This window comes from Pseudoalteromonas sp. S1650 (assembly GCF_005887195.1).
Classification (GTDB): Bacteria; Pseudomonadota; Gammaproteobacteria; order Enterobacterales; family Alteromonadaceae; genus Pseudoalteromonas; species Pseudoalteromonas simplex.
This window is the reverse complement of record NZ_PNDF01000019.1, coordinates 1-21,037: the sequence shown is the minus strand read 5'-3', so window position 1 is coordinate 21,037 and position 21,037 is coordinate 1. Positions and strand designations below refer to the sequence as shown.

Sequence of the window (21,037 nt, the reverse complement as noted above, 5' to 3'; positions counted from 1 at the left end):
AATTTTTGCCTTGTTATCAACAAGGTTTTCTTGCCTCAAAATAGACTATTTAATTAAGCGAATTGGCATTACACCTTAAACACAGGTACAAAAAAAGCACCCGAGGGTGCTTTTTTTGATGGGCTTTTAACCAATCGCTGGAATAAGCCCTGCCATTTGTAAACCTTGAGCACTAATAATAAGCACACCAAACAGGGCGGCCAGTGCTAAACCAATGTTACCGCCTTTAACTTGGTAACCCGCATCAGGTTTGCTGCTTCGTTGCTTATAGACCATAGCAACCGGTAAAAACACCGCTAAAATAACCAGCGCAATGGCGGCGTAGCCAAGTGCCATAATAAACCCTTGTGGATAGAATAGCGCAAAGCCTAGCGGTGGAATAAAGGTGATCAAGGCTGTTTTGATACGATCTTTACTACCATCACCTTTTTTAAATGCATCAGCAAAAAAGTCGAACAAGCCTAAACTCACCCCTAAGAAAGACGTGGCTAATGCTAAATCAGCAAAAATGTTCACAGCAGTGGCAACGTGTGGGCTGTGAGCAATGCTAGCAACACTGCTTACAAAACCGGGTAACCCTTGGCTTTGTAGTAAATCACTTTGACTCATCATACCTTGGCTAAGTAATTGCCAAAAAATGTAAATTACTAAAGGCAATGCTGCACCTGCCACCATTACTTTACGAAGTGTTTTGATATCTAAACCCACGTATTTCACAATCGATGGAATAGAGCCATGAAAACCAAACGAGGTAAACACCACTGGGATTGCAGATAAAATCAGACCTTGTTCAATTGGCATTTCAAGTAAGTGTTGGCCATGAACATAAGGTGTCAGCATATAAAATAAGCTGGCTAGTACGCATACTTTAATAGTGAACAGTACGCGGTTAAGCTTATCGACTTTGCTGGTACCGAGTGTCACCACAGTACCAATCACAACAGCCAGAATAACTGAGCCAACTTGCGGCGCTAAAGAAAGCGATAAACCATTGTTGAGCTTTTCTTGTAATTGCGCACCACCACCTGCGATATACGCAGCGCATAATGCGTAAAACAAAAACATCACTGAAAAGTTAGCGACCCATTGCCCACGTTTACCTAACCATGACTTAGCTAACGTATTGAGGGTTGCATCTCTGTCGGCATATTGATGTAGCTCTAGCATCAGTAATGCTGTGTAGGTCATTAAAACCCATGTAAGTAAGATAAGTGATAACGCTGTTGTGAAACCAAGCCCTGCGGAGGCGATAGGCAATGCCAGCATCCCTGCACCTATGGTGGTGCCAGCAACAATTAACATGCTACCTATTGTTTTATTTTTAAGCACTTTTTGCCCCTTAAACTTCGTGAGAGGCAAGCAAGATATAACTTGTTTAACAAAACTTAAATAGTTTTGTTATAAATCAAAGAAATTAAATGTAACCTATGATTTACATGTGCAAACAGGCTGTTGAAATCAGCAAAAAACTTTTTGCCAAATAGCATGAGTATTCGTATTGACAAAATCACCATTTAGGCAGATTCTTTAGCTTCTTCAACTTACTTTATTAAATACCATGATGCAGCTAAACCAACGACCAACAAACAATTGTATGCGCCTGACCTCATCAGTCGTATGGTCTGTTATTTGCTGCGGTTAATTAAGTAAGTTTTACTAACCGCGTTCTAAGCGGTTGGTTATTTCCCTTTTAAATTTTCTTCCGCTTTTTCGCCTTTTTAAAGGAATAAGCTAGTGCCTGTTAAAGCCTCATATTTTTTAATGGTGGTGATTTGGTCAACAACACCACTGGGTATTGTTTGGAGTAGTGAAACGGTAGCACCAACCCTGGCTGTGTTTTTACGCATGCTGGTGGGGCTGGTGTTGGCTTCGTTTGTCGTTGCTGTTGCCAATATCCGAGTGCCCTGGCATCGCCGTGCTTTATTCCTTTATGGCTATTCAAGCATAGGTATTTTTGGCGGTATGTTATTAAGTTACATGGCCGCTAAAACAGTGCCATCTGGGTTAATATCATTAATGTTTGGCCTTGCACCAATTTTATCGGGCTTACTTGCGCAAAAGATTTTGAGCGAACCTAAGTTCAGCACCATTAAGCTTGGCGCACTTGGCTGTGCCTTAATTGGTTTATTTTTAGTAAGCCAACGCCATATTCAAGGGGGAGTAGAGCAGCTTAGTGGCCTGTTATATGTATTTATGGCAGTGTGCTTTTTTAGTTTGAGCGGTGTGATGATCAAACGGGTAAGAATTGCTATTCATCCAATGGCTACCACATTTGGCGCGTTGGTTTTTGTAACCCCGCTGTTTTTTATTACTTGGTTGCTGGTAGATGGCCAACTTAATAGCCAGATGTGGAGTGCAAAATCACTGTACTCAATTGTTTACTTAGGCGTGTTTGGCTCACTAATTGGTGCGCTGGCGTATTTTCATGTATTGCAGAAGTTGAACGCAAGCACGGTCGCATTAACAACCTTGATCACACCAAGTTTTGCAATTGCGATTGGTGGTTTGCTTAATGATGAGCCCATTGACCAAGCTCTGATTGTTGGCGCGACCATCATTATGATTAGCCTCGCATTTTTTCAGTTTGGCGATAAGTGGCTAAAGCGCTTTAAACGTGTGAAGTCGGTAGAAATGAGTTAAAGCTAGTAGCCGCTTCGGCGGCTACATTTTTGCAATTTGAATGACTAAACGACGGTTTTTGTTTCGGTCTAAAATGTTGTCGTTGCTAGCAACATGGCGCTTTTCACCGTAACCATCGGTATCTACTTTGCTTTCATCGACCCCTAAGCTAACAATGTAATCCTTAATCGCTTTAGCGCGTTTTTTTGATAATTCGAGGTTGTTCCAGCGACCACCGTAGCTGTCGGTGTAAGAAGATATTGAAATAGATTCGATGTTGGTGTCGTACTTTAAGTATTCGCCAATTTTATCTAAGCGTTTTTGTGATGATTTAGTCAGTTTGCTGGTATTAGGCTCATAGTTCATCACTGTGAACGAAATATCTTCAAAGCTGTATGGCAGCATTGCATCTCGGCACTGTAAAAACGCCCAATAGGCTTGCTTAAAGTTGACACTCGATAAACCAACGGCAATTTTATCGGCACTGTTTTGCCAGTCTTGGTAATAAAATGTCGGTTGGTAACCTTTTTCTAGTTCGGTGAGCATTTCCCAAGCAGTTTTGTTACCAAGCTCGCCGTCAAACTTACGTAATAGCTTCATGTTTGCTAAGTCGCGAGCAGGCATACCTGCACGCCAACTAGGTGGTACGGCTTTTAGACCAGCAATACTGTAGTTGTCTGGGCGTACGACCATATCAAGGTTAAAGTTTACGTCTTTATTTTTACTGGCAGTGGTGCTGAAAATTGCTTCACCATAGTAAGGAACTTCATGATTTAATTGGCATTCTAAACGAGATGTTTTAACCATTTGCCAGTTCGACATATCAGCATTAGCGGTATACTCACGCATGGCTGCATGCGCATTTATACTTGCAACTGAGGTTAATAGGCCTAGGCTTAAAGGAAGTAATGAAAGCTTCATCACGGTAATTCTCCAACAAATCATCAATGCCAAATAATTGGCAATTTTTGTGTTTAATTGCTTCAGCATACTAAACACAGGGCTAGCTGATTAATATAAAGCAAGTAATGTGCCTAAAAACTCAGTAAGAATCTGCGATTTCACACTATTTACTCTAGCAGAGTAGCCGTGGTTTTTGACATAATAGCCAGCTTACACTGGCAAACCAAGAAGACTATGGAAAATACTGAACAAACTCTTTTCGCAAAACGCTTTCGTGGCTTTTTTCCTGTTGTGATTGATGTTGAAACCGCAGGTTTTAATAAAGAGACCGATGCGTTATTAGAAATTGCTGCATCTGTACTGAAAATGGATGACGACGGCGTGTTAAGTATTGATCATACTGTGCATTTTCATGTTGAGCCATTTGAAGGCGCGAATATTGAACAAGCGGCCATTGAGTTTAATGGTATTGATCCTTTTTCTGCGCTGCGTGGTGCGGTGCCTGAAGAAGAAGCGATTAAAGAAATTTGTAAAGTCGTGCGCAAGGCACAAAAAGCAGCGGGTTGTCAGCGTTCAGTGGTAGTAGCACACAATGCAGCGTTTGATCACGGCTTTTTAAATGCCGCCATTGAGCGTTGTAAAATTAAGCGCACGCCATTTCATCCATTTGTTAGCTTTGATACCACATCATTGGCAGGCCTTGCACTAGGGCAAACAGTATTAGCTAAAGCGTGTAGGGCGGCAGGGATTGAGTTTGATAATAAACAAGCTCACTCAGCATTATATGATACTGAGCGCACAGCAGAACTGTTTTGTTTAATCGTTAATCGCTGGCAACAACTCGGCGGTTGGCCATTGCCTGAAACTGAAGCGACAGAAGAGGAGCAAGACTCAGCCGTTAAAACGACTGAGTAATTTTGCCTTCAAAAAATCGTACCATGTTAGGAGGGTAAATACGTGAAAACTGTTTACTCTCTTGCGCTATCTTAAGCTCCACCCCAGGATGCATTAATTCATTCACTTTTAAGCGGCTTGTTGCTAATAAGCGCGCAATCTTAATTTTCACTAAGTGTTTCTTTTTCTTCGTGCTGGCTGTTTTAATTTTAATTTGCTGTTCGCTGGCAGTGATCTTTTTAATATAATGCGCACGTTGAGCTGGGTCGGGTATTTTATTGGCCTTTTTGCGTGCTTGCTGTAAAGCTGCTGCTTTCGTCATTAATAGTTTTTCAAAGTCATTAATTTGCTGCTGCTTTTGGCGTAAATCATGCCAGTACTGAGCAATGAAAACCCGTGTTTTAGTGCCTGACGGCGCACCAAGCTCACCGGTTTCGATTCGCATCGCATCTAAAATATTGCCACCAATAATTTTGCCTCGCGGATTATTGGCTTTGCCAACGCGAATAAGGCGACGAGCGCTTAAATCACAATGCAAAGCCTGGCGTTCAATGAATAAATCTTGGTCTGTTTTTATATGGCAGTACTGAGCATAACCAACAGAGATAGTGCGCGAAGCCGTGATGTTACAGGTAAAGTTTTCAACGTTTTCACGCTTTCTGCCAACAGCCCCAAGCATCACGGTGACTTCACTTTTACTTTCAATTGTGGCTGATTCAACAAAGCCTAATACAGTGATATCACCCGTTGCTTTGACGCGCATTCCATCTTTTACATCACCACTGATAATGACACTGCCATCAAATTCGACATGGCCCGTACTTACATCAACATGATGAAAGCACAATACATCGTCCACGCGCATACCGCGGGGTAGGGCAACAGGCACGCCTTTAGCATCGGCAATTAACATATTGCTATTGTTTGGATCGATACGCGTTCCTTCAAATGGCTCAAGAGGTAAGTCTTTACCGGACTTAGCTGGCATCACATCACCAAACACCGTAAAGCCATCTTCACCAGGTGTTGCAGGCACTCGTTGCATTAATGGCGTGCCGGGTTTAACGGTAATAATGGCACCTAAATTACGCATGTCGACTTTACCGCCTGAGGTCGCTTGCGGGCTAAGAACGCGGTCTTGTGCTGTTGAGCATAAGCGCACGAATTTAGCATCAGTGCCTTCTTTAGGCATTCTGCCATGGGCAACAATTGCGCTGTAATGGGCGCCGGGTGGTTGCTTAAATTGTTGGCCTAAAAAAGTATCAAGGGCACGTAAACTAATGCCTTTAATCACTCCCGCCTCTGCAAGCACCTCTTGCGCCATATCCATGCTAACAATTTTACCGCCACGGGCTGTTGTTAGGCTTGCTTCAACCACCATGTTTTTAGCATCGACTTTTACTTCAAGCTGAGCATCAACGGCTTTAGCAACCACTAACGATTGGCTTTGATATTGGCTGCTAGGGATGAACAGCTTACCTATATTGGCATCAATATATTCGTAGTTGGCATAAGGCGACTGCTCAAGTAATTCAATTAATTGAGAACTCGTAGTAGGAAAACCCGCATCCCTAGGATGCTCACACAAAGAGACATAGCCACTTTGTTCATCGAATGAAAACATCGACATCTGAAAAGCCCTGTAAAAAACTGCCTGTTATTATAGTTATGTGTTGTTACAGGTTATTTTTGGAGAAGGGTAACAACGTTTCCTATTTCAGCACAACTTTTGTACTATGTTAAGGATTTGTATGATTAAAATGTGAAAATATGTATAAAACTGACTTTTCCTGCTTGAAATTTCAGCAGTCAAAGGCACTTAGCAAAAATTTCCCGATTAATGCCTTGAGTCTGAACAGGCTACTCAGTTATACTGCACGAACACTCTGAATGAGATACCAAATTCAGGGGCTGATTAGGATTCGACGGAATTCAAGACGCCCGAGGTGCATGTCGAGGTGCGGTTGGCCTCGTAAAAAAGCCGCAATTTAAAGTAATCGCAAACGACGATAACTACGCTCTAGCGGCATAATAGCCCGCTAGCACTTCTCCGGTGTATGTCTGTGGACCCGGTTCTGAAGTGTCACCCTACACGGACTCGCTACGGAAACCCTGGCCGGGGTTGAAGGGCTAAAATTAAGCGGCCTCGCCTTTGCAGATCGTGTTCGTCCGAGCTGTATAAGGTTAACTAAAAGACGATACTAAGCATGTAGTACCAAAGGTCGAGGCTTTTCGGACGGGGGTTCAAATCCCCCCAGCTCCACCAAATATGAAAAAGGCTGCTCTCAGAGCGGCCTTTTTTATTGCTAAAACTTTTTTCTAAAGCTCCTCTAAAGAAGTCCAGAGTCTAGAATCAAACAACCAACTGAACAGCATCAATAATCGGTTTGTTTTCTATATCAATGGTGTCGATGATGTGTTTGTGTAGGCGCTTTTTGTGCTCGGCGAAAATCGCGCGTTTTTTATCGAACTGGCTGGCAAATTCGAGGGCGGTATTAAATAAAGCTTCGTTGTCTGGGCAAGCTTGTTCAATAACATGATCCGTGGCAAGTTCGCCTGCGGTAACGCGGCGGCCAGTTAGCATCATCTCGTTAAAACGATAGTCTGGAATGGCTTTTTTAATAAAGGCGAGCATGCCCGGTAAAAACGGGATTGATAAGTCAACTTCTGGAAAGCAGAAGAAACCACGGTCGCTTTGCATAAACCTAAAATCGCAAGCACACGATAAAATGGCGCCATTACCAAACGCGTGACCATTAATTGCTGCAATTACTGGCATTGGGAAGAGTAATAGGCGTTTAAATATCGCATCCATCGAGTGCATAAAGCCACTTACTTCTGCAAATTTTTGTGTTTTTAATGCCGGCATTAGCCAATCGGTATCTATGCCCAAACTCCATGATTTTTCGCTGCTTGAAGTGATCACGAGTGCTTTGTGTTCAGGATTACGTTCGATATCGTCAAGGCAAGTTAAAAAAGCCTCTGCAAAAGCAGGATTATGGCGATTTTCAGCTGTTGTCATAGTTAAGATAGCAACAGATCCTTGTGTACTTACATTCATCAGTGTCATGCTGTGCCTTCAATTTTATTGTGTTGTGGGCATAGTTATAACCCATAGGTTTAACAAAATAAACAACAAGTCTGACCAGTTGTGAATTTAGGGGCACTTCTCTTTTGGTTGATATGGTCTTTTAGTCGAAACTATTTTCCAATATATCGCTAATAGTGGTGAGTCATGATAGCGTTAGCTCAAACACACTATTTAAAGCGTAACAATGGATTTGATCAGTTGGCAGTTTTTGGGTGGAGATTTATTAAGTCCGATCAGCACTATAATGCTCATTGTGGTTGCGGGCTTTACTTCAATGATTTCAGCAGCTTTTGGTGCGGGTGGCGGCTTAATGCTGCTAGTGATCATGGCATCCATGCTTCCTATGAGTGTGGTTATTCCTGTTCATGGGTTAGTGCAGTTAGGCTCTAATGCAAACCGCTTTTTGTTCACGTTTAAACATATTGATGGTGCTATGTTTGTGTACTTCTCTTTAGGGGGAGTCATAGGAGCGCTGGTTGCCTCAACGATTGTCACATCAATTCCCCTTGAATTAATGAAAATAGTGGTCGCTGCCTTTGTGCTTTATTTACTGTGGGGTGTGACGCCAAAACTCAGAGAAACTTCAAAGTTATGGCGTGTTCTCGCAGGGCTTTGGACCACGTTTATTTCGATGTTTGTAGGGGCAAGTGGGCCATTGGTTGGCAGCTGCTTATATGTCAATAATTATAATAAGCTTAAATTTACCGCCACTTTTTCAAGCTGCATGACAGTACAACATACCTTAAAAGCGATTTTATATGGGGCTGTGGGGTTTGCATTTTGGCAGTGGTTGCCGCTGGTTATGCTCATGATATTGAGCGGTGCTTTAGGCACTTGGCTTGGCCTTAAGTTATTGCACCGCATTTCGTCAGATAAATTTAAAAAGATTTTTCGTTTAGTGTTAACGGTGCTTTCCCTGCAACTTGCGTGGCAGGGGATCATGGCTTTTAGTATTTAAACAAACCCAATTTAGCAACGATGCCGCGTTCTAATTCATTGAGCTGGCCTATGGTGTTATCAAGGTGCTGAGCTTCTTGCGATAGACTCTTAGCGCCTTGGTTAATAAGCTGCATAGTATTTAAGATATCAGCGGTGACACTGGTTTGCTCTTCAGAACTTGCCGCCACGCTCTCGTTCATTTGATTAATGGTATTGATTTGTTTAGCAATATCTTTAAACACCGCTTGGCTTTTTTGATTCGCTTGGCTTACTTTATCACTCAGTGACTTACTTTGCTCCGTTGCGGTTACACAATCAGAGGTATTATTGTGTAGCGATACAATAATCGACTCAATCTCAGATGTTGAATCATAGGTTTTACTAGCAAGCGCTCTTACTTCATCGGCGACCACGGTAAAGCCTCGACCAGATTCACCAGCACGAGCCGCTTCAATAGCAGCATTTAGAGCCAGCAAATTGGTTTGCTCGGCAATGCTTTTTATAACATCGAGCACTTGGCTAATTTCATTGCTGCTGGCGTTTAATTGTTTAACTACATTTGAAGTGTGGTCTAGTTGTGCAGTTAACTCATCAACAATATTGCCATTGGCATTCATGTTTTGTTCGCCTTGTTGGCATAAGCGATGTACATCGGTTGTTTGCTGCGCGGTTTGGTTGGCTCCTTGAGCAATTTCTTTGGTTGCTTCACTTAACTGACTAAGCGCATTGGTTGCTGAATCAGTGCGGTTGTATCCAAGTTCGGCCTCATTTTTTGAGCGAACAGATGCTTCGTTTACTGTGCTGGCAATCATTTCAAGTTCGCTGGCAGTGCTGCCTAACTCTGTAATTATTTCTTGTACTTGCGCTATAAATCGGTTGAAGCCATTAACCAAGTAACCAATTTCATCATTAGATTGATAGCTAATACGTTTTGTAAGGTCGCCTTCACCTTTGACAATTTCATCAACAAGGCTGTTTACGCTATCGATTGGTTTTATCACTAAAAGCCGCACGATATAAATAATCACGGTACCTAGGGTGATAAATGAGACCAGCAGGGTAATAAACATAGTGCGTGTCGAATTAGCAATGGTGCTATGCAGCGCTTGTTGTGAATAACCAATTTTAATGTGGCCAATTAAATTATCTAAATAGTGCAAATCAATAGTTTTGCTAACCGATGCGCTGTTACTTTGTTTGATGATTGAGGCAAGAAGCTTATTACGATGGTCTGTCACTGAAATGCTATGTATATGTTTGTTTTGCGAAAAGGCTTTAATAATCTGATTGATTAACGGCTCATCATAAGAGAATACCGGCTCAGCTAAAATAACCTGCAGTTGCTCATTAAGGGCTGTGATGTCGTCTTGCCATTGTTGTGTTTGACTCGACTTTGCGAGCAGATAGTTTGCGCTGATCACGAAGATCACGCTTAAGAAAAGGCACAAAGACAGTGCCAAGGTCATTTTATATTTTAGTGATTTCATTATGCGCTCATTGAAATGGGTTAAACCACAAAGGGCTATTTTTATTTGGTGTGTTCGACGATAACGTTGGGTTTTCAAGCTCAATGACGCGACGCGAGCTCAAGTTGGCTTTTGATAAAACAGTTTGTACTTGGCTGTCTGCCAAAAACATCGCGTTAAAAGTGCCATCATCGATCATCTCGTTAAGGGCATCGCTTAGTTGTTGGTGTAGTGTAAGGTTGTTTTTATTGACGAAAAAGTAAAGAGGTGCGGTGTACTTTATGATCAAGTGCGGTTCAACAATGAGGTCAAGCTCCGAATGATTGGCAATTTCATCCCAAGGTTCATTTACACCACGTGGGAAATAATCAAAGCGCTCACCCTCAAGCATTGGGAATAAGTTAGGGTATTTTAATGTGGTAACAACGGGCAGTTGGTTCGCTTTTAATATTTTCGTATCTGGCCAGGTTTTACCTTGCCCTGCGGTGTAGCGCTTTAAATCTTGCAAGCTAGTTACCGAGCTAAACAGCTCGCGATTTTGTGCTTTCACTAATGCTACTCGCATGCCAAGTAAGCCACGAAACAAAGGAATATAAACGGCTTGGTAATTTTCCTCTAATTGTCTTGAAGTCATGCTCCAGATAACGTCAAGCTGCTTATTTTGTAAGTCGTTTAACATTCGAGCATCGGTAATATCTTTAAAGTTATTATATGGATGCGAGTAGCTTAAACCCGCTCGCTCAATTGCTTGGGTTAACAATTTATAGGGTAAAGAAGTGTTACTACTATTACTTTGTATCTTAACTTCTTGGGAATAACTTACAGAAGCAAAGGCCAGACATAGAATAATGAGGGTGTAATGCATTGGACACCATTGTTGTATTTTTGTAAATAATATATTAATTCCATGTGGCGTTTAATGTCATTACTGCTTTATCATTAAATAGGGCACAGCAATGCTTATTTGTAAGCTAATTTAAAATAAAAATAATTAGAGCATTGAAATATAAAGTTTTTATTCATTGCGACTTACAAAAAATTAATTTTTTGGGTGGGTATTTAAGGAGGGAGCTGGATAAAGTTAACTTTATCCAGCTAAAGTTTATAGTTTAAATTAGGCATCCAGTAAGTCATAGATTGACTTATCACCATTAAACAATTCAAACACTTGTGGTTTTTTCGGTGTATGTTCAGCAAGGTATAGCAGGGTATTTGCTACATCTTCACGGTTGATAACCGCATCTTGGCGCGTTGCAGGGCGCGTGGTGGTTAATCGCCCCGTTGCTGCATCATCTAATAGCGTGCCGGGTCTGACTATACTGTAATTTAATTCGCTATTGATTAAATGTTGGTCAGCCATGTGCTTTGCAACTAAATACGGTTTTATACTGCTTTCAATGTTGTCTGGGGCATCAGCACCGATTGAGCTCACCATAATAAAGTGCTTAACCTTGGCATCTACCGCATAATTAATCGCTTTAACTGCGGCCCATAAATCTATCAGTAAGGTTTTATCTGCACCTGTTGCACCACCAGATCCAGCACTAAAAATTACTTGTTCAACACCCTCGAAGGCACGACTAAAATCGTTTTCGAGGTCTTGCTCTACAATCGTTAAATTATTACTTTCAAGCGCAGTCAGTTTGCTTTTGTCTCTAACCAGAGCCACTACGTCATGGCCACTTGCCAGCATTTTTTCGGTGGTCATTTTACCTATTTGGCCCGTTGCGCCAATGATTAAGGTCTTCATATCAAACTCCTTCTAATTGCTGTGTAACTAAAGACCTTGGGGTGTGGATTTATTTTTAAAGGGGTACAAGCAAACTTTGAATAAAAAAGTATTATTTGGCATAGTGTTGAATTAGGTACAAACTCAATTAAAAGGACTTAAAGTGAAAATATATTTTAATCTTTTGGTGGTGATAACATTAGCATTTTGCAATGCGGTATCTGCTAATCAATGGCTATCGCCTTACCCAAATAGTGATGTTGAAAAATCGGTTAAACTCAGTGGCGAACAGACAAAATTAATGAGCCAGTTTGATGGCAGTAAAAAGTCAGCAGAGCGATTTAGTTACACAGACTTTATTGGCGATGTTAACCACACTTTGTACGAAATAAACAATGTTGCCACTCTCAAAGTATTTGAAAACTATAAACACGCTCTACTCACAGATGGCTTTAATATTGTTTATTCTTGTCAGCTAGATGCTTGCGGTGACAGCAGTGATTTTGCAGAGGAAGTCGGTTACTTTCAGCTCTATAATTATCATCGTAAGCCATATTATCTGCTTGCCACTAAAGGTGAAAAGCCTGAGTTTGCAGTGTCGTTATTTGTTGGCCAGTACAACAGTAAAACGCGTGTTATGAGTAGCTCAATTGCGATTAAAGAGCTTGAAACAGGTCTGATAAAAGCCAATACAGCTGCTTTTGCAAAACAGCAATCAAATCCAGTTACTAAAGCACCTAAAGACGATATTAGAGGATCAAGCGATCATCCATTACTTAGCCGCTATCCTGGTAGTTTCATTGAAGACTACGAGCAAATTGATTACGAAGAATTTTCACTACCAACAGGAATATTCAACGGTAAAAACAAAGCGCTACCTGCCGAAGATGTGACTGGTGATATTACTCGTATTACTTATGAAATTAGAAAAGTATCAACCCTTAAGGTTTTTCATAACTATGTGTCTGCCTTAACAAAAGAAGGCTTTGAAACGGTTTTTAGTTGCGAACGTCAAGCATGTGGTGACGACCGTAAGGCAATACAAGCACTTGGTGATCACTTGTCGGTAAAACAAGTTTATAACTATTATCGTCAGCCGCGTTATCAGTTAATGAAAAGCACCACAGAAAATCAAACAACCTATGTCGCATTCTTTGTTGGCAATTACCAAGGCACTACGCGAGTGCAACTTGTTATAATTCGAACAGAGCCTTTACAAGGCGATTTAGTTAAAACCAATCCGGATCAGGTGTTAAAGCAACTAGAGCAAAAAGGTAAAGCAGCCATTTATGGCATTTACTTTGACCATGATAAATCAGACATTAAACCTGAGTCAGCCGAGTCATTAAAAGTGATTGCGGATGTTTTAAATAAAAATAACAGCTTAAACTTGTACGTTGTTGGTCATACTGATGATAAAGGAAGCCCAGAATATAATTTAGGGTTGTCATCTAAACGAGCAAAAGCGGTTGTTAAAGCGCTCGTGAGTCAATATGGCATTAAAGAGTCGCGCTTAATTGGTTATGGTGTAGGCCCTTATGCGCCAGCTGCCAATAATAAAAACGATTTGGGTCGTCAGCTAAACCGGCGCGTAGAGCTAGTTGAGCGATTAAGTAATTAATCAAAAGGGGCTTTTTAGCCCCTTAAATTTTATTACGAATTAGGTCACGAACAATAAAGCGGGCGGGGTGAATAGCTTGACTCACGCGTTCGCTAAATGGTCTTGGTTCATTATTTAAACAAGCAATTAAATGTTCAGCACAAAGGGGGGCACTGCACAGGCCTCTTGCACCAAAGCCTGTGAGTACATGCAAGCCTTGCTGAGGTTTTGTTAACGTTTGGTACTGATAACGCTTGCCCAAGCGAAGATTAGCAAACGCGCTTACATAATCACTTTGTTCAGCCCATTCACCAGCCATAGGTAAATGGTCAATGAAGGTACACCTTACAGCTGCTTTCGCGGCTGTTATCTCACCTAAGGTCGTTGCAAACTCGCTGTCTGTGTAAAAACTTAACAGTTGTTCGCGATTGATGTGGTTGTCTTGCTCTTTAACTTCACGGCTTTTTGAGTTTTTTTCAAAGGTCGCGCCCATGCAATGATGGCCCTGATATTCAGGAGTAAAATAGCCCTTATGGCAAAGCACGGTCTTTAAGCGCTTTGACTGCTCGCTTGCTTGCACATGCGAGACTTGGCCGCGCACACCAACAACAGGTAGAGCTTGAGTTTGGCTAAACTGGTCACTGTGTTCACCTGCACAATTAATCACATCGCTAAATGGCCCGAATGTTTGCTCTTTGCTGTGTAGTAACCAGCCGTCAGCGGTTTTTTCGAGTTTTTCAATATGGCAATTAAAGTGACTGTCCATTTTATTATTGGTAGTGGCAGTTAACGAATTTGCCGCATTAAAGAGTGCTGTAACCAGGGCTGGTGGATTTACCCAGCCGCCTTTTGCAAAGAATACGCCTGAGTAGCCCGTTTCTACACCGGCAATTTCGTCGCCTTCTTCAGCGCTTACATTACGCATTAATTCAGCTGGCCAAAGTTCTTTATCGGCAAGGTTTTGATGTTTATCTGCTAGACCTTGTTTAACCGCGTGCTGTAATACACCACACCACTGATGAGGGTAGTCAAAACCATCATTAAGTAATTGTTGGTAAAGACGCATCGCATATAAAAAACTATGAGCAAACATTTCACTGTGCGGTGAGTTCTTCGCTTGCAAATGCGGATAAACAGCCCCTTGTACATTGTGAGATGCGCCCATGGCAAGTGCTTCATCTTGGCAAAAAAGCGTGGCTTTTAGGCCTCTTTTTGCCAGTGAATACAGTACACTGCTACTGGCAATACCGCCGCCAATAACAGCCACATTACTCAGTTCACTTTGCTGATGTGCGAAATACGCTGGCCCTGACTGTTGCTCATTAGGCTCAGTGAGCTCGCCAATTAGCATTTCGCGTTTTTTACCATAGCCTTTTGCTTTACTCATGCTAAAGCCAGCTTCGATGAGTCCTCTTCTGACAAAGCCTGCGGCAGTGAAAGTGGCGAGTGTGGCATTTGATCTTGAGATAGCACGCATCTTGTTGAACAAACTCTGTTGCCACATATCTGGGTTTTTACTTGGTGCAAAGCCATCTAAATACCAAGCATCAACAATTCCTTCGCTTGGGTAGCTCATGGCGTCAATGCTGTCTTGCACGTCACCAAAGTAAAGGTCGAGTATTAGTTTTCCGCCTGCAAATTCAAGGCGATGACAGCCGGCTAAATTAATTGGGTATTGAGCAATTAGTTGCTCACTATACTTGCTTAAACTAGGCCAAGCTTTGAGTGCTTGAGCAAGGTCATCACGCTTAATAGGAAATTTTTCAAAAGAGATAAATTGCAAGCGGGTAACACTTTTTTTACCACTATGGTCGGGTTGATTTTGAACTTCTTGCTCTGCATGCTGCCTATCAAGGTGAGCAGCAAAGTGCTGCCATGTATTTAAAAAGTTAAGCCCCGTACCAAAGCCTGTTTCAGCAATTGCAAAGTGGTTACGGTCATGATTTTGTAATCGTTGCGGGATATGGTTTTGTTGATAAAACACATAATGTGATTCGGCTAAGCCATCGTCATTAGAGAAATAAACATCGTCAAACTGATCGGCGACAGGGGTACCAAGGTGATTAAAATGAATATGTGCGTTTTTGATCATGGTTTAACTAATTAACTACAAACTTTTTTCATTATTTTACGTGTTTTCTTTGAAATAGTCTGGCGTTATTTATAAGCTAGACATTCAGAGTACATGTGTACGCTAGAAAGCTGACCACTTCGAAAGTAATTTCAGCGTAAAATAGAACACAATTTAGTATAGAGCTAAGGTAATTACCCATGAGAAGAGCCGTTATTACGGGCATCGGTGTTGTTTCAAGCATCGGTAACAACAAAGAAGAAGTATTAGAATCATTAAAACAAGGCCGTAGTGGTATCGCGTTCAACCAAGAGTTTGCTGACTACAACCTACGTAGTAACGTATCTGGCAAAATCGATATTGATGTTAAAGAGTTTGTTGATCGTAAAGCAATGCGCTTTATGGGCGATGCAGCGGCATACGCATATATCTCTATGTCACAAGCGATTGCAGATGCTGGCCTTAGTGAAGATCAAGTTTCAAACGAGCGCACTGGTTTATTAGTGGGTTCAGGTGGTGGTTCATCTAAGTGGCAAGTTGAAGCAGCTGACATTTTACGTGAAAAAGGCGTAAAACGTGTTGGTCCTTACATGGTACCACGCACTATGGCAAGCACGACTTCGGCGTGTCTTGCAACACCATTCAAAATTAAAGGTGTTAACTACTCACTAAGCTCTGCATGTGCGACATCTGCACACTGTATCGGTCATGCGGTTGAGCAAATTCAATTAGGTAAGCAAGACGTCATCTTCGCAGGTGGTGGTGAAGAGCTTCACTGGACGCTAGCAATGGAATTCGATGCAATGGGTGCATTGTCTACTAAATACAATGAAACACCAGAGAAAGCATCACGTACATACGATGCAAACCGTGACGGTTTCGTTATCTCTGGCGGTGGCGGTATCGTTGTTGTTGAAGAACTTGAGCATGCACTTGCTCGTGGCGCGCACATTTATGCAGAAATCACAGGTTACGGTGCAACGTCTGACGGCTACGACATGGTAGCTCCATCAGGTGAAGGCGCTGTACGTTGTATGAAGCAAGCAATGCAAGGTCTTGAAGGCGGTATTGATTACTTAAATACTCACGGTACTTCTACGCCTGTTGGTGATGTGAAAGAGCTTGGTGCTATTCAAGAAGTATTTGGTGGTAACTCGCCAATGATCAGTGCAACCAAAGCGATGACAGGTCACGCTTTAGGTGCAGCAGGCGTTCACGAAGCAATCTTCTCGCTATTAATGCTTGAGCATAACTTTGTTGCTCCATCTATCAACATTGATGAACTAGATGAGCAAGCTGCAGGTCTAAACATTGTAACTGAGCGTAAAGACGTTGAACTAAATACAGTTATGTCTAACAGCTTCGGTTTCGGTGGCACTAACGCCACATTAGTAATGAGCAAATATAAAGGTTAAACCTCTCCAGTATTTGCTTAAAGCCGAGCAATAGCTCGGCTTTTTCATTTGTTATAAATAACCCCAAAATCGTCTTAGTTGTTACCTATCCGAATACTGATAAATTCGCTACAATAGCGCCACTTTCTGCCTCTCGGACACACAAATGAAAATTCTTGCAGATCAAAATATGCCATTGGTTGAGCAGTACTTTGCCGATTTTGGTAATGTTGAGCGATTTGATGGCCGTAATCTTCAACCCGAGCAGCTAGTCGGGGTCGATATTTTGTTAACCCGTTCAGTTACTAATGTAGATAAAGCCTTACTCACTCAAGCAGATAAATTAAAATTTGTGGGCACAGCAACCATAGGTGTTGATCACATTGATACCGAGTTACTTGCTGAGCGAAATATCGCATTTAGCAGCGCACCAGGTTGTAATGCTGTGGCGGTTGCTGAATATGTTATTAGCTGCTTGTATGCCTTGAGCCAAGAAAATGTCAGCTCGTTACAAGGCAAAACCATCGGCATAGTAGGTGTTGGCAGTATAGGTAGCTGTTTACGTGATAAGTTAAGCTTGCTAGGCATGAATGTATTGTTATGTGATCCACCAAAACATGAAGCCGGTGAGCTTGCAGAGCATATTGAGTTAGACACATTACTAGCCCAAGCTGATATTGTGACTTTTCACGTGCCATTGGTTAAACAAGGGCCACATAAAACCTTGCACATGCTAGACGAAACACGCTTAAAAGCACTTAAGCCGGGCATGACGATTATCAATGCAAGTCGTGGTGATGTGATTGATAACCAAGCATTGCTAGCATTGTTTGAGCAAGGCGCAAAATTAGATTGTGTGCTTGATGTTTGGGAAAACGAACCCAATATACTGACACCTCTGCTTGATTATGTACGTTATGCCAGCGTGCATATTGCAGGGCATACACTTGAAGGCAAAGCCCGCGGTACACAAATGCTATATCAGCAAGTATGTGAGCTTGAAGGCATCGCAGCGCTTAAGTCTCTGGACGATTTTTTACCAGAGCCAATTAGCCATTCTGTCACGCTTGGTGAAACCTTTAACCTAGACGATATAGGTCGCTTAGTGCACTTAATTTATGATGTGCGTCGCGACGATGGCATTTTACGAAGTAAATTAGCAAGCGAAGGCTTTGATAGTTTACGTAAGAATTACCCGCCACGACGCGAGTTTAGTACTTTGTCGGTGGCTGCCAACAGTGCATGTGAAGGCGCATTAGCTGCACTGGGATTTAGAATTAACGAATAAAGCCATTTGCTTTATTCAAAAGAGGAAAACACATGTCGCAAAAATTTAATGTAGCCGTATTAGGTGCCACAGGTTTAGTGGGTCGTCAGATTATCGAAACTTTAGAAGATCGTAAGTTTCCGGTAGACCAATTATTTTTACTCGCAAGCAGCCGTAGTGCTGGTGAAGAAATTCAATTTCGCGGTGAGAGTATTGAAGTAATCGATGTTGAAGAGTTTGATTTTAGCCAAGCTCACATTGGTTTATTTTCAGCAGGCGGCAGTGTCTCTGAAAAATATGCACCGATTGCGGCGGACGCAGGCTGTGTGGTAATTGATAATACCTCACACTTTCGTAATGACTACGATGTGCCACTCATTATTCCTGAAGTGAATGCATCAAGCTTAGCGGATTTCAGAAATCGCAACATCATTGCAAACCCTAACTGCTCAACGATTCAAATGCTGGTGGCGTTAAAACCAATTTATGATGCTTATGGCATTGACCGCATTAACGTATCAACTTATCAAGCTGTATCGGGGGCGGGTAAAGAAGCCGTTGATGAACTAGCCAAGCAAACAGCAAACTTAATGAATGCGCGTCCGATGGATAATGCCGTTTTCCCTAAACAAATTGCTTTTAACGTGATCCCACAAATAGACAGTTTTGAAGATAACGGTTATACCCGCGAAGAAATGAAAATGGTTAACGAAACACAAAAGATCTTAGGTGATAACAGTGTTGTGGTTAACCCGACCTGTGTTCGTGTTCCCGTGTTCTTTGGTCACAGTGAAGCGATCAATATTGAAACGCGTATGCCAGTAGATATCGAACATGTGAAGCAGCTATTAAACGATGCACCAGGTGTTGAGTTTATTGAAGATTTAGCGGATTACCCAACAGCTGTGTCTGATGCAAGTGGTAACGATACAGTATACGTAGGGCGTTTACGTGCTGATATTTCGCATCCACATGGTTTAAATATGTGGGTTGTAAGTGATAATACGCGCAAAGGTGCGGCAACAAATAGTGTGCAGATTGCTGAAGAGCTTATCGCAAATTATTTATAAATCTGATGATTTAGGCTGAGCTAAATTTGACAGAAAGCGGCAATTTGCCGCTTTTTTTGTGAATTCACTGCCAAATTATTGCCGCATACGTTGTAAAAGCGTATAAACTTAACGATAACAATAAAAAAGTCTCTCAGCCGCTAATATTTAAGCTATTTACTATCAAGGTGTTGCAATAGATATTGCAAGGCAACTAAGTTATAGTTTGCAGCTGGAATAGAGCTTGCAAGAAAACATAATTAAGAATCAATTCTGCAAGAATTACTTGATGTTTAAGCAACCAGGGTTGCTGCGTTAACATTTAAAACATAAAGGATCAGCATGCGCGGTTTAGCAACACTCTTCATATTAGCGTCTGCATTGGTGGTAACACCGACATACTCTGATGAAGGCACCACACTTAAAGGCCCTAAAGGTGTCGATTATGGTGCGCAGGGGCGCTCAATTGGTCCGATCAAGCCGACCGATACACTGTGGCGCATTGCCGCTAAAATTCGCCCTGACAACTCTGTAAGTATTTATCAGGTCATGCAAGCTCTGTATGACAAAAACCCATCGTCATTTTTAGACCAAAACCTTAACCATATGCGCGATGGCGCATACCTAAAAATCCCAACCATTGCTGAAATGCGCGCGGTCAATCCAACGTTAGCAAAAGCACGTTCTGAACAAGATGATGAGCTATGGGAGAAAAAGAAAAACGGCACCCTGACTACTGCTGAAATTAATGAATCGCAAAAGAAAGTAACCCAAGCCCGTAAAGTTGATGTAGACGAAGCAAAGCAAGAGCTTAAGCAAGAAATCAACACCATTAAAACAGAGCAGGGTACGCAGCTAGTTGAGCTTCAAAAGCAGTTTAAATCGTCGGTTGAAAATGTTGAAGAAATCTTAGCTGAGAACAACAAACTCAAAAAACAACTGAGTGGTATTTCTAAAGAGCTTGAAACCGTTCGCGATCAGCTTGGTCAAGACAGTGAAATTCAAAAGCAGCTGAAAGAACTGATCACTAAACAAAATGAAATCATAGAGCAGCAAAGAGCAAAAAAGATTGAAGAGGACAGTGGGTTTAGTTTTTCGAGTTTACTGAGCAACCCATTTGTTCTCGGTGCATTAATGTTTATTCCGGCATTACTGATCATTGCTGCCGTTGTGATGTTTTTGAAAAAACGCAACAGCGCTAATGATGATACAGATGCCAGCGATGACGATGAATTTTTACCTCAAAGCCCAAGTTATAATGCTGATGATGATTTAGAACCAATTATAGAAACTGATCCACTAGTTCCTGATCCAGTCGAAGACAATGATGACTTGAGTGTGCGTTTAGATGACGACTTAGACCAAGACATGCTGCCAGATGATGACATCATTTTTGACGACAGCATTGATGATAGTTTCGATGAAGATGACAGTGTTTTAAATCAAGATGAGCTAGAAGGGCTTTTAAGTGATGATATTGAGTTTAGCGATGATTCATCTAATAGCGCTGACGATAATGATTTAGATGCATTTTTACAGCAAGATTTCGATCAAACCGATGACGACAGTTTAGGTGATGAAATAGACTTAGATAGTGAACAGTCTCCAGCAGATTCATCGGGTGATATTTTAAGTGCAGATGACATTGATGACCTATTTGATACTGATGAAGGTGACTCGTTAGATAACGCTAATGATGAAATGGCAGCGCTTAGTGAAGAGCTCGCAGAAGATGACGCTGAAGATGATTTTGACATTGATAGCTTAATTGATGAGCAAAACAACACGGATTCTAATCAAGACGTAAACCTAGACGATATTGATGACTTACTCGATGAAAATAATGATGCCTCAACAACTAACGTAGAAGCAGAACTCATCGATGAAGATGATTTCGATATCGACAGCTTAATTGATGAAGCGCAAACAGAAGAGCCAGCAGCTGAAGCTAACGATGCAATAGAAACCGATGATCTTGATGAAGCGCTAGAAGATTTTAACTTAGTAGCCGAGTT

The 21,037-nt window shown here is 41.7% G+C and carries 16 protein-coding genes and 1 other RNA gene; 9 read left to right on the top strand and 8 right to left on the bottom strand.

Annotated features, from left to right (window positions below; translation table 11 throughout):
- Positions 1 to 126: 126 nt before the first annotated feature.
- Positions 127 to 1,329 (bottom strand): aromatic amino acid transport family protein, encoded by a 1,203-nt coding sequence (locus CWB80_RS05530; RefSeq protein ID WP_082389182.1) that lies wholly within the window; start codon positions 1,327 to 1,329, stop codon positions 127 to 129.
- 405 nt (positions 1,330 to 1,734) lie between these two features.
- On the opposite strand from CWB80_RS05530, the gene CWB80_RS05525 reads away from it, so the two are divergent.
- On the top strand, positions 1,735 to 2,640 hold the full coding sequence (locus CWB80_RS05525; RefSeq protein WP_138601592.1) for a DMT family transporter: 906 nt from the start codon (positions 1,735 to 1,737) through the stop codon (positions 2,638 to 2,640).
- A 21-nt stretch (positions 2,641 to 2,661) separates the two neighbouring features.
- Here CWB80_RS05525 and CWB80_RS05520 read toward each other — a convergent pair whose 3' ends face one another.
- The gene (locus CWB80_RS05520) at positions 2,662 to 3,540 is read right to left on the bottom strand and encodes a flagellar protein MotY (protein WP_054561850.1); all 879 of its coding nucleotides are present in this window, start codon (positions 3,538 to 3,540) and stop codon (positions 2,662 to 2,664) included.
- Between the two features lie 216 nt (positions 3,541 to 3,756).
- Between CWB80_RS05520 and rnt the strand changes: the two genes are divergently transcribed.
- Positions 3,757 to 4,437 carry a ribonuclease T gene (rnt, locus tag CWB80_RS05515; RefSeq protein WP_138601594.1) on the top strand — a complete coding sequence of 227 codons (681 nt, stop codon included), beginning with the start codon at positions 3,757 to 3,759 and terminating at the stop codon, positions 4,435 to 4,437.
- On the opposite strand, the gene CWB80_RS05510 is transcribed toward rnt, so the two are convergent.
- Entirely contained in the window at positions 4,421 to 6,046 is a 1,626-nt protein-coding gene (locus tag CWB80_RS05510; protein WP_138601596.1) for a FapA family protein, read from the bottom strand. The two genes, rnt and CWB80_RS05510, sit on opposite strands and share 17 nt — an antisense overlap.
- Before the next feature lie 277 nt (positions 6,047 to 6,323).
- On the opposite strand from CWB80_RS05510, the gene ssrA reads away from it, so the two are divergent.
- Positions 6,324 to 6,682: a transfer-messenger RNA gene (ssrA, locus tag CWB80_RS05505) on the top strand.
- An 87-nt stretch (positions 6,683 to 6,769) separates the two neighbouring features.
- Here ssrA and CWB80_RS05500 read toward each other — a convergent pair.
- The gene (locus tag CWB80_RS05500; protein ID WP_138601598.1) at positions 6,770 to 7,486 is read right to left on the bottom strand and encodes an enoyl-CoA hydratase/isomerase family protein; all 717 of its coding nucleotides are present in this window, start codon (positions 7,484 to 7,486) and stop codon (positions 6,770 to 6,772) included.
- A 205-nt stretch (positions 7,487 to 7,691) separates the two neighbouring features.
- Between CWB80_RS05500 and CWB80_RS05495 the strand changes: the two genes are divergently transcribed.
- Complete coding sequence (locus tag CWB80_RS05495) at positions 7,692 to 8,465, top strand: sulfite exporter TauE/SafE family protein (protein WP_055020932.1); 774 nt, start codon at positions 7,692 to 7,694, stop codon at positions 8,463 to 8,465.
- On the opposite strand, the gene CWB80_RS05490 is transcribed toward CWB80_RS05495, so the two are convergent.
- The 3 genes from CWB80_RS05490 to CWB80_RS05480 all read right to left on the bottom strand — a co-directional run bounded on the left by CWB80_RS05490 (position 8,455) and on the right by CWB80_RS05480 (position 11,662).
- On the bottom strand, positions 8,455 to 9,933 hold the full coding sequence (locus CWB80_RS05490; RefSeq protein WP_138601600.1) for a methyl-accepting chemotaxis protein: 1,479 nt from the start codon (positions 9,931 to 9,933) through the stop codon (positions 8,455 to 8,457). The two genes, CWB80_RS05495 and CWB80_RS05490, sit on opposite strands and share 11 nt — an antisense overlap.
- Positions 9,934 to 9,940: 7 nt before the next feature.
- The gene (locus CWB80_RS05485) at positions 9,941 to 10,777 is read right to left on the bottom strand and encodes a substrate-binding periplasmic protein (protein ID WP_138601602.1); all 837 of its coding nucleotides are present in this window, start codon (positions 10,775 to 10,777) and stop codon (positions 9,941 to 9,943) included.
- Positions 10,778 to 11,026: 249 nt separating this feature from the next.
- Positions 11,027 to 11,662 (bottom strand): SDR family oxidoreductase, encoded by a 636-nt coding sequence (locus tag CWB80_RS05480; protein WP_138601604.1) that lies wholly within the window; start codon positions 11,660 to 11,662, stop codon positions 11,027 to 11,029.
- Positions 11,663 to 11,804: 142 nt separating this feature from the next.
- On the opposite strand from CWB80_RS05480, the gene CWB80_RS05475 reads away from it, so the two are divergent.
- A complete protein-coding gene (locus CWB80_RS05475) occupies positions 11,805 to 13,262 on the top strand; it encodes an OmpA family protein (RefSeq protein WP_138601606.1) in 1,458 nt (485 codons plus the stop codon).
- A 22-nt stretch (positions 13,263 to 13,284) separates the two neighbouring features.
- Here CWB80_RS05475 and mnmC read toward each other — a convergent pair whose 3' ends face one another.
- A complete protein-coding gene (mnmC, locus tag CWB80_RS05470; protein WP_138601608.1) occupies positions 13,285 to 15,333 on the bottom strand; it encodes a bifunctional tRNA (5-methylaminomethyl-2-thiouridine)(34)-methyltransferase MnmC2/FAD-dependent 5-carboxymethylaminomethyl-2-thiouridine(34) oxidoreductase MnmC1 in 2,049 nt (682 codons plus the stop codon).
- A 179-nt stretch (positions 15,334 to 15,512) separates the two neighbouring features.
- Between mnmC and fabB the strand changes: the two genes are divergently transcribed.
- From fabB to CWB80_RS05450, 4 genes are all read left to right on the top strand, one after another.
- Complete coding sequence (gene fabB / locus CWB80_RS05465) at positions 15,513 to 16,727, top strand: beta-ketoacyl-ACP synthase I (protein ID WP_054551681.1); 1,215 nt, start codon at positions 15,513 to 15,515, stop codon at positions 16,725 to 16,727.
- A gap of 145 nt (positions 16,728 to 16,872) precedes the next feature.
- On the top strand, positions 16,873 to 17,994 hold the full coding sequence (locus tag CWB80_RS05460; RefSeq protein ID WP_138601610.1) for a 4-phosphoerythronate dehydrogenase: 1,122 nt from the start codon (positions 16,873 to 16,875) through the stop codon (positions 17,992 to 17,994).
- 32 nt (positions 17,995 to 18,026) lie between these two features.
- Positions 18,027 to 19,043 (top strand): aspartate-semialdehyde dehydrogenase, encoded by a 1,017-nt coding sequence (locus tag CWB80_RS05455; RefSeq protein WP_054551679.1) that lies wholly within the window; start codon positions 18,027 to 18,029, stop codon positions 19,041 to 19,043.
- Positions 19,044 to 19,364: 321 nt separating this feature from the next.
- On the top strand, positions 19,365 to 21,037 hold a 1,673-nt coding region (locus CWB80_RS05450), incomplete at its 3' end, for a FimV/HubP family polar landmark protein (RefSeq protein ID WP_283235110.1).

Excerpts from the sequence above, each read along its gene's own strand:
- CWB80_RS05520 (WP_054561850.1), bottom strand. The coding sequence starts at position 3,540 with ATGAAGCTTTCATTACTTCCTTTAAGCCTAGGCCTATTAACCTCAGTT.
- rnt (WP_138601594.1), top strand. The coding sequence starts at position 3,757 with ATGGAAAATACTGAACAAACTCTTTTCGCAAAACGCTTTCGTGGCTTT.
- CWB80_RS05510 (WP_138601596.1), bottom strand. The coding sequence starts at position 6,046 with ATGTCGATGTTTTCATTCGATGAACAAAGTGGCTATGTCTCTTTGTGT.
- CWB80_RS05500 (WP_138601598.1), bottom strand. The coding sequence starts at position 7,486 with ATGACACTGATGAATGTAAGTACACAAGGATCTGTTGCTATCTTAACT.
- CWB80_RS05495 (WP_055020932.1), top strand. The coding sequence starts at position 7,692 with ATGGATTTGATCAGTTGGCAGTTTTTGGGTGGAGATTTATTAAGTCCG.
- CWB80_RS05490 (WP_138601600.1), bottom strand. The coding sequence starts at position 9,933 with ATGAAATCACTAAAATATAAAATGACCTTGGCACTGTCTTTGTGCCTT.
- CWB80_RS05485 (WP_138601602.1), bottom strand. The coding sequence starts at position 10,777 with ATGCATTACACCCTCATTATTCTATGTCTGGCCTTTGCTTCTGTAAGT.
- CWB80_RS05480 (WP_138601604.1), bottom strand. The coding sequence starts at position 11,662 with ATGAAGACCTTAATCATTGGCGCAACGGGCCAAATAGGTAAAATGACC.
- mnmC (WP_138601608.1), bottom strand. The coding sequence starts at position 15,333 with ATGATCAAAAACGCACATATTCATTTTAATCACCTTGGTACCCCTGTC.
- fabB (WP_054551681.1), top strand. The coding sequence starts at position 15,513 with ATGAGAAGAGCCGTTATTACGGGCATCGGTGTTGTTTCAAGCATCGGT.
- CWB80_RS05460 (WP_138601610.1), top strand. The coding sequence starts at position 16,873 with ATGAAAATTCTTGCAGATCAAAATATGCCATTGGTTGAGCAGTACTTT.
- CWB80_RS05455 (WP_054551679.1), top strand. The coding sequence starts at position 18,027 with ATGTCGCAAAAATTTAATGTAGCCGTATTAGGTGCCACAGGTTTAGTG.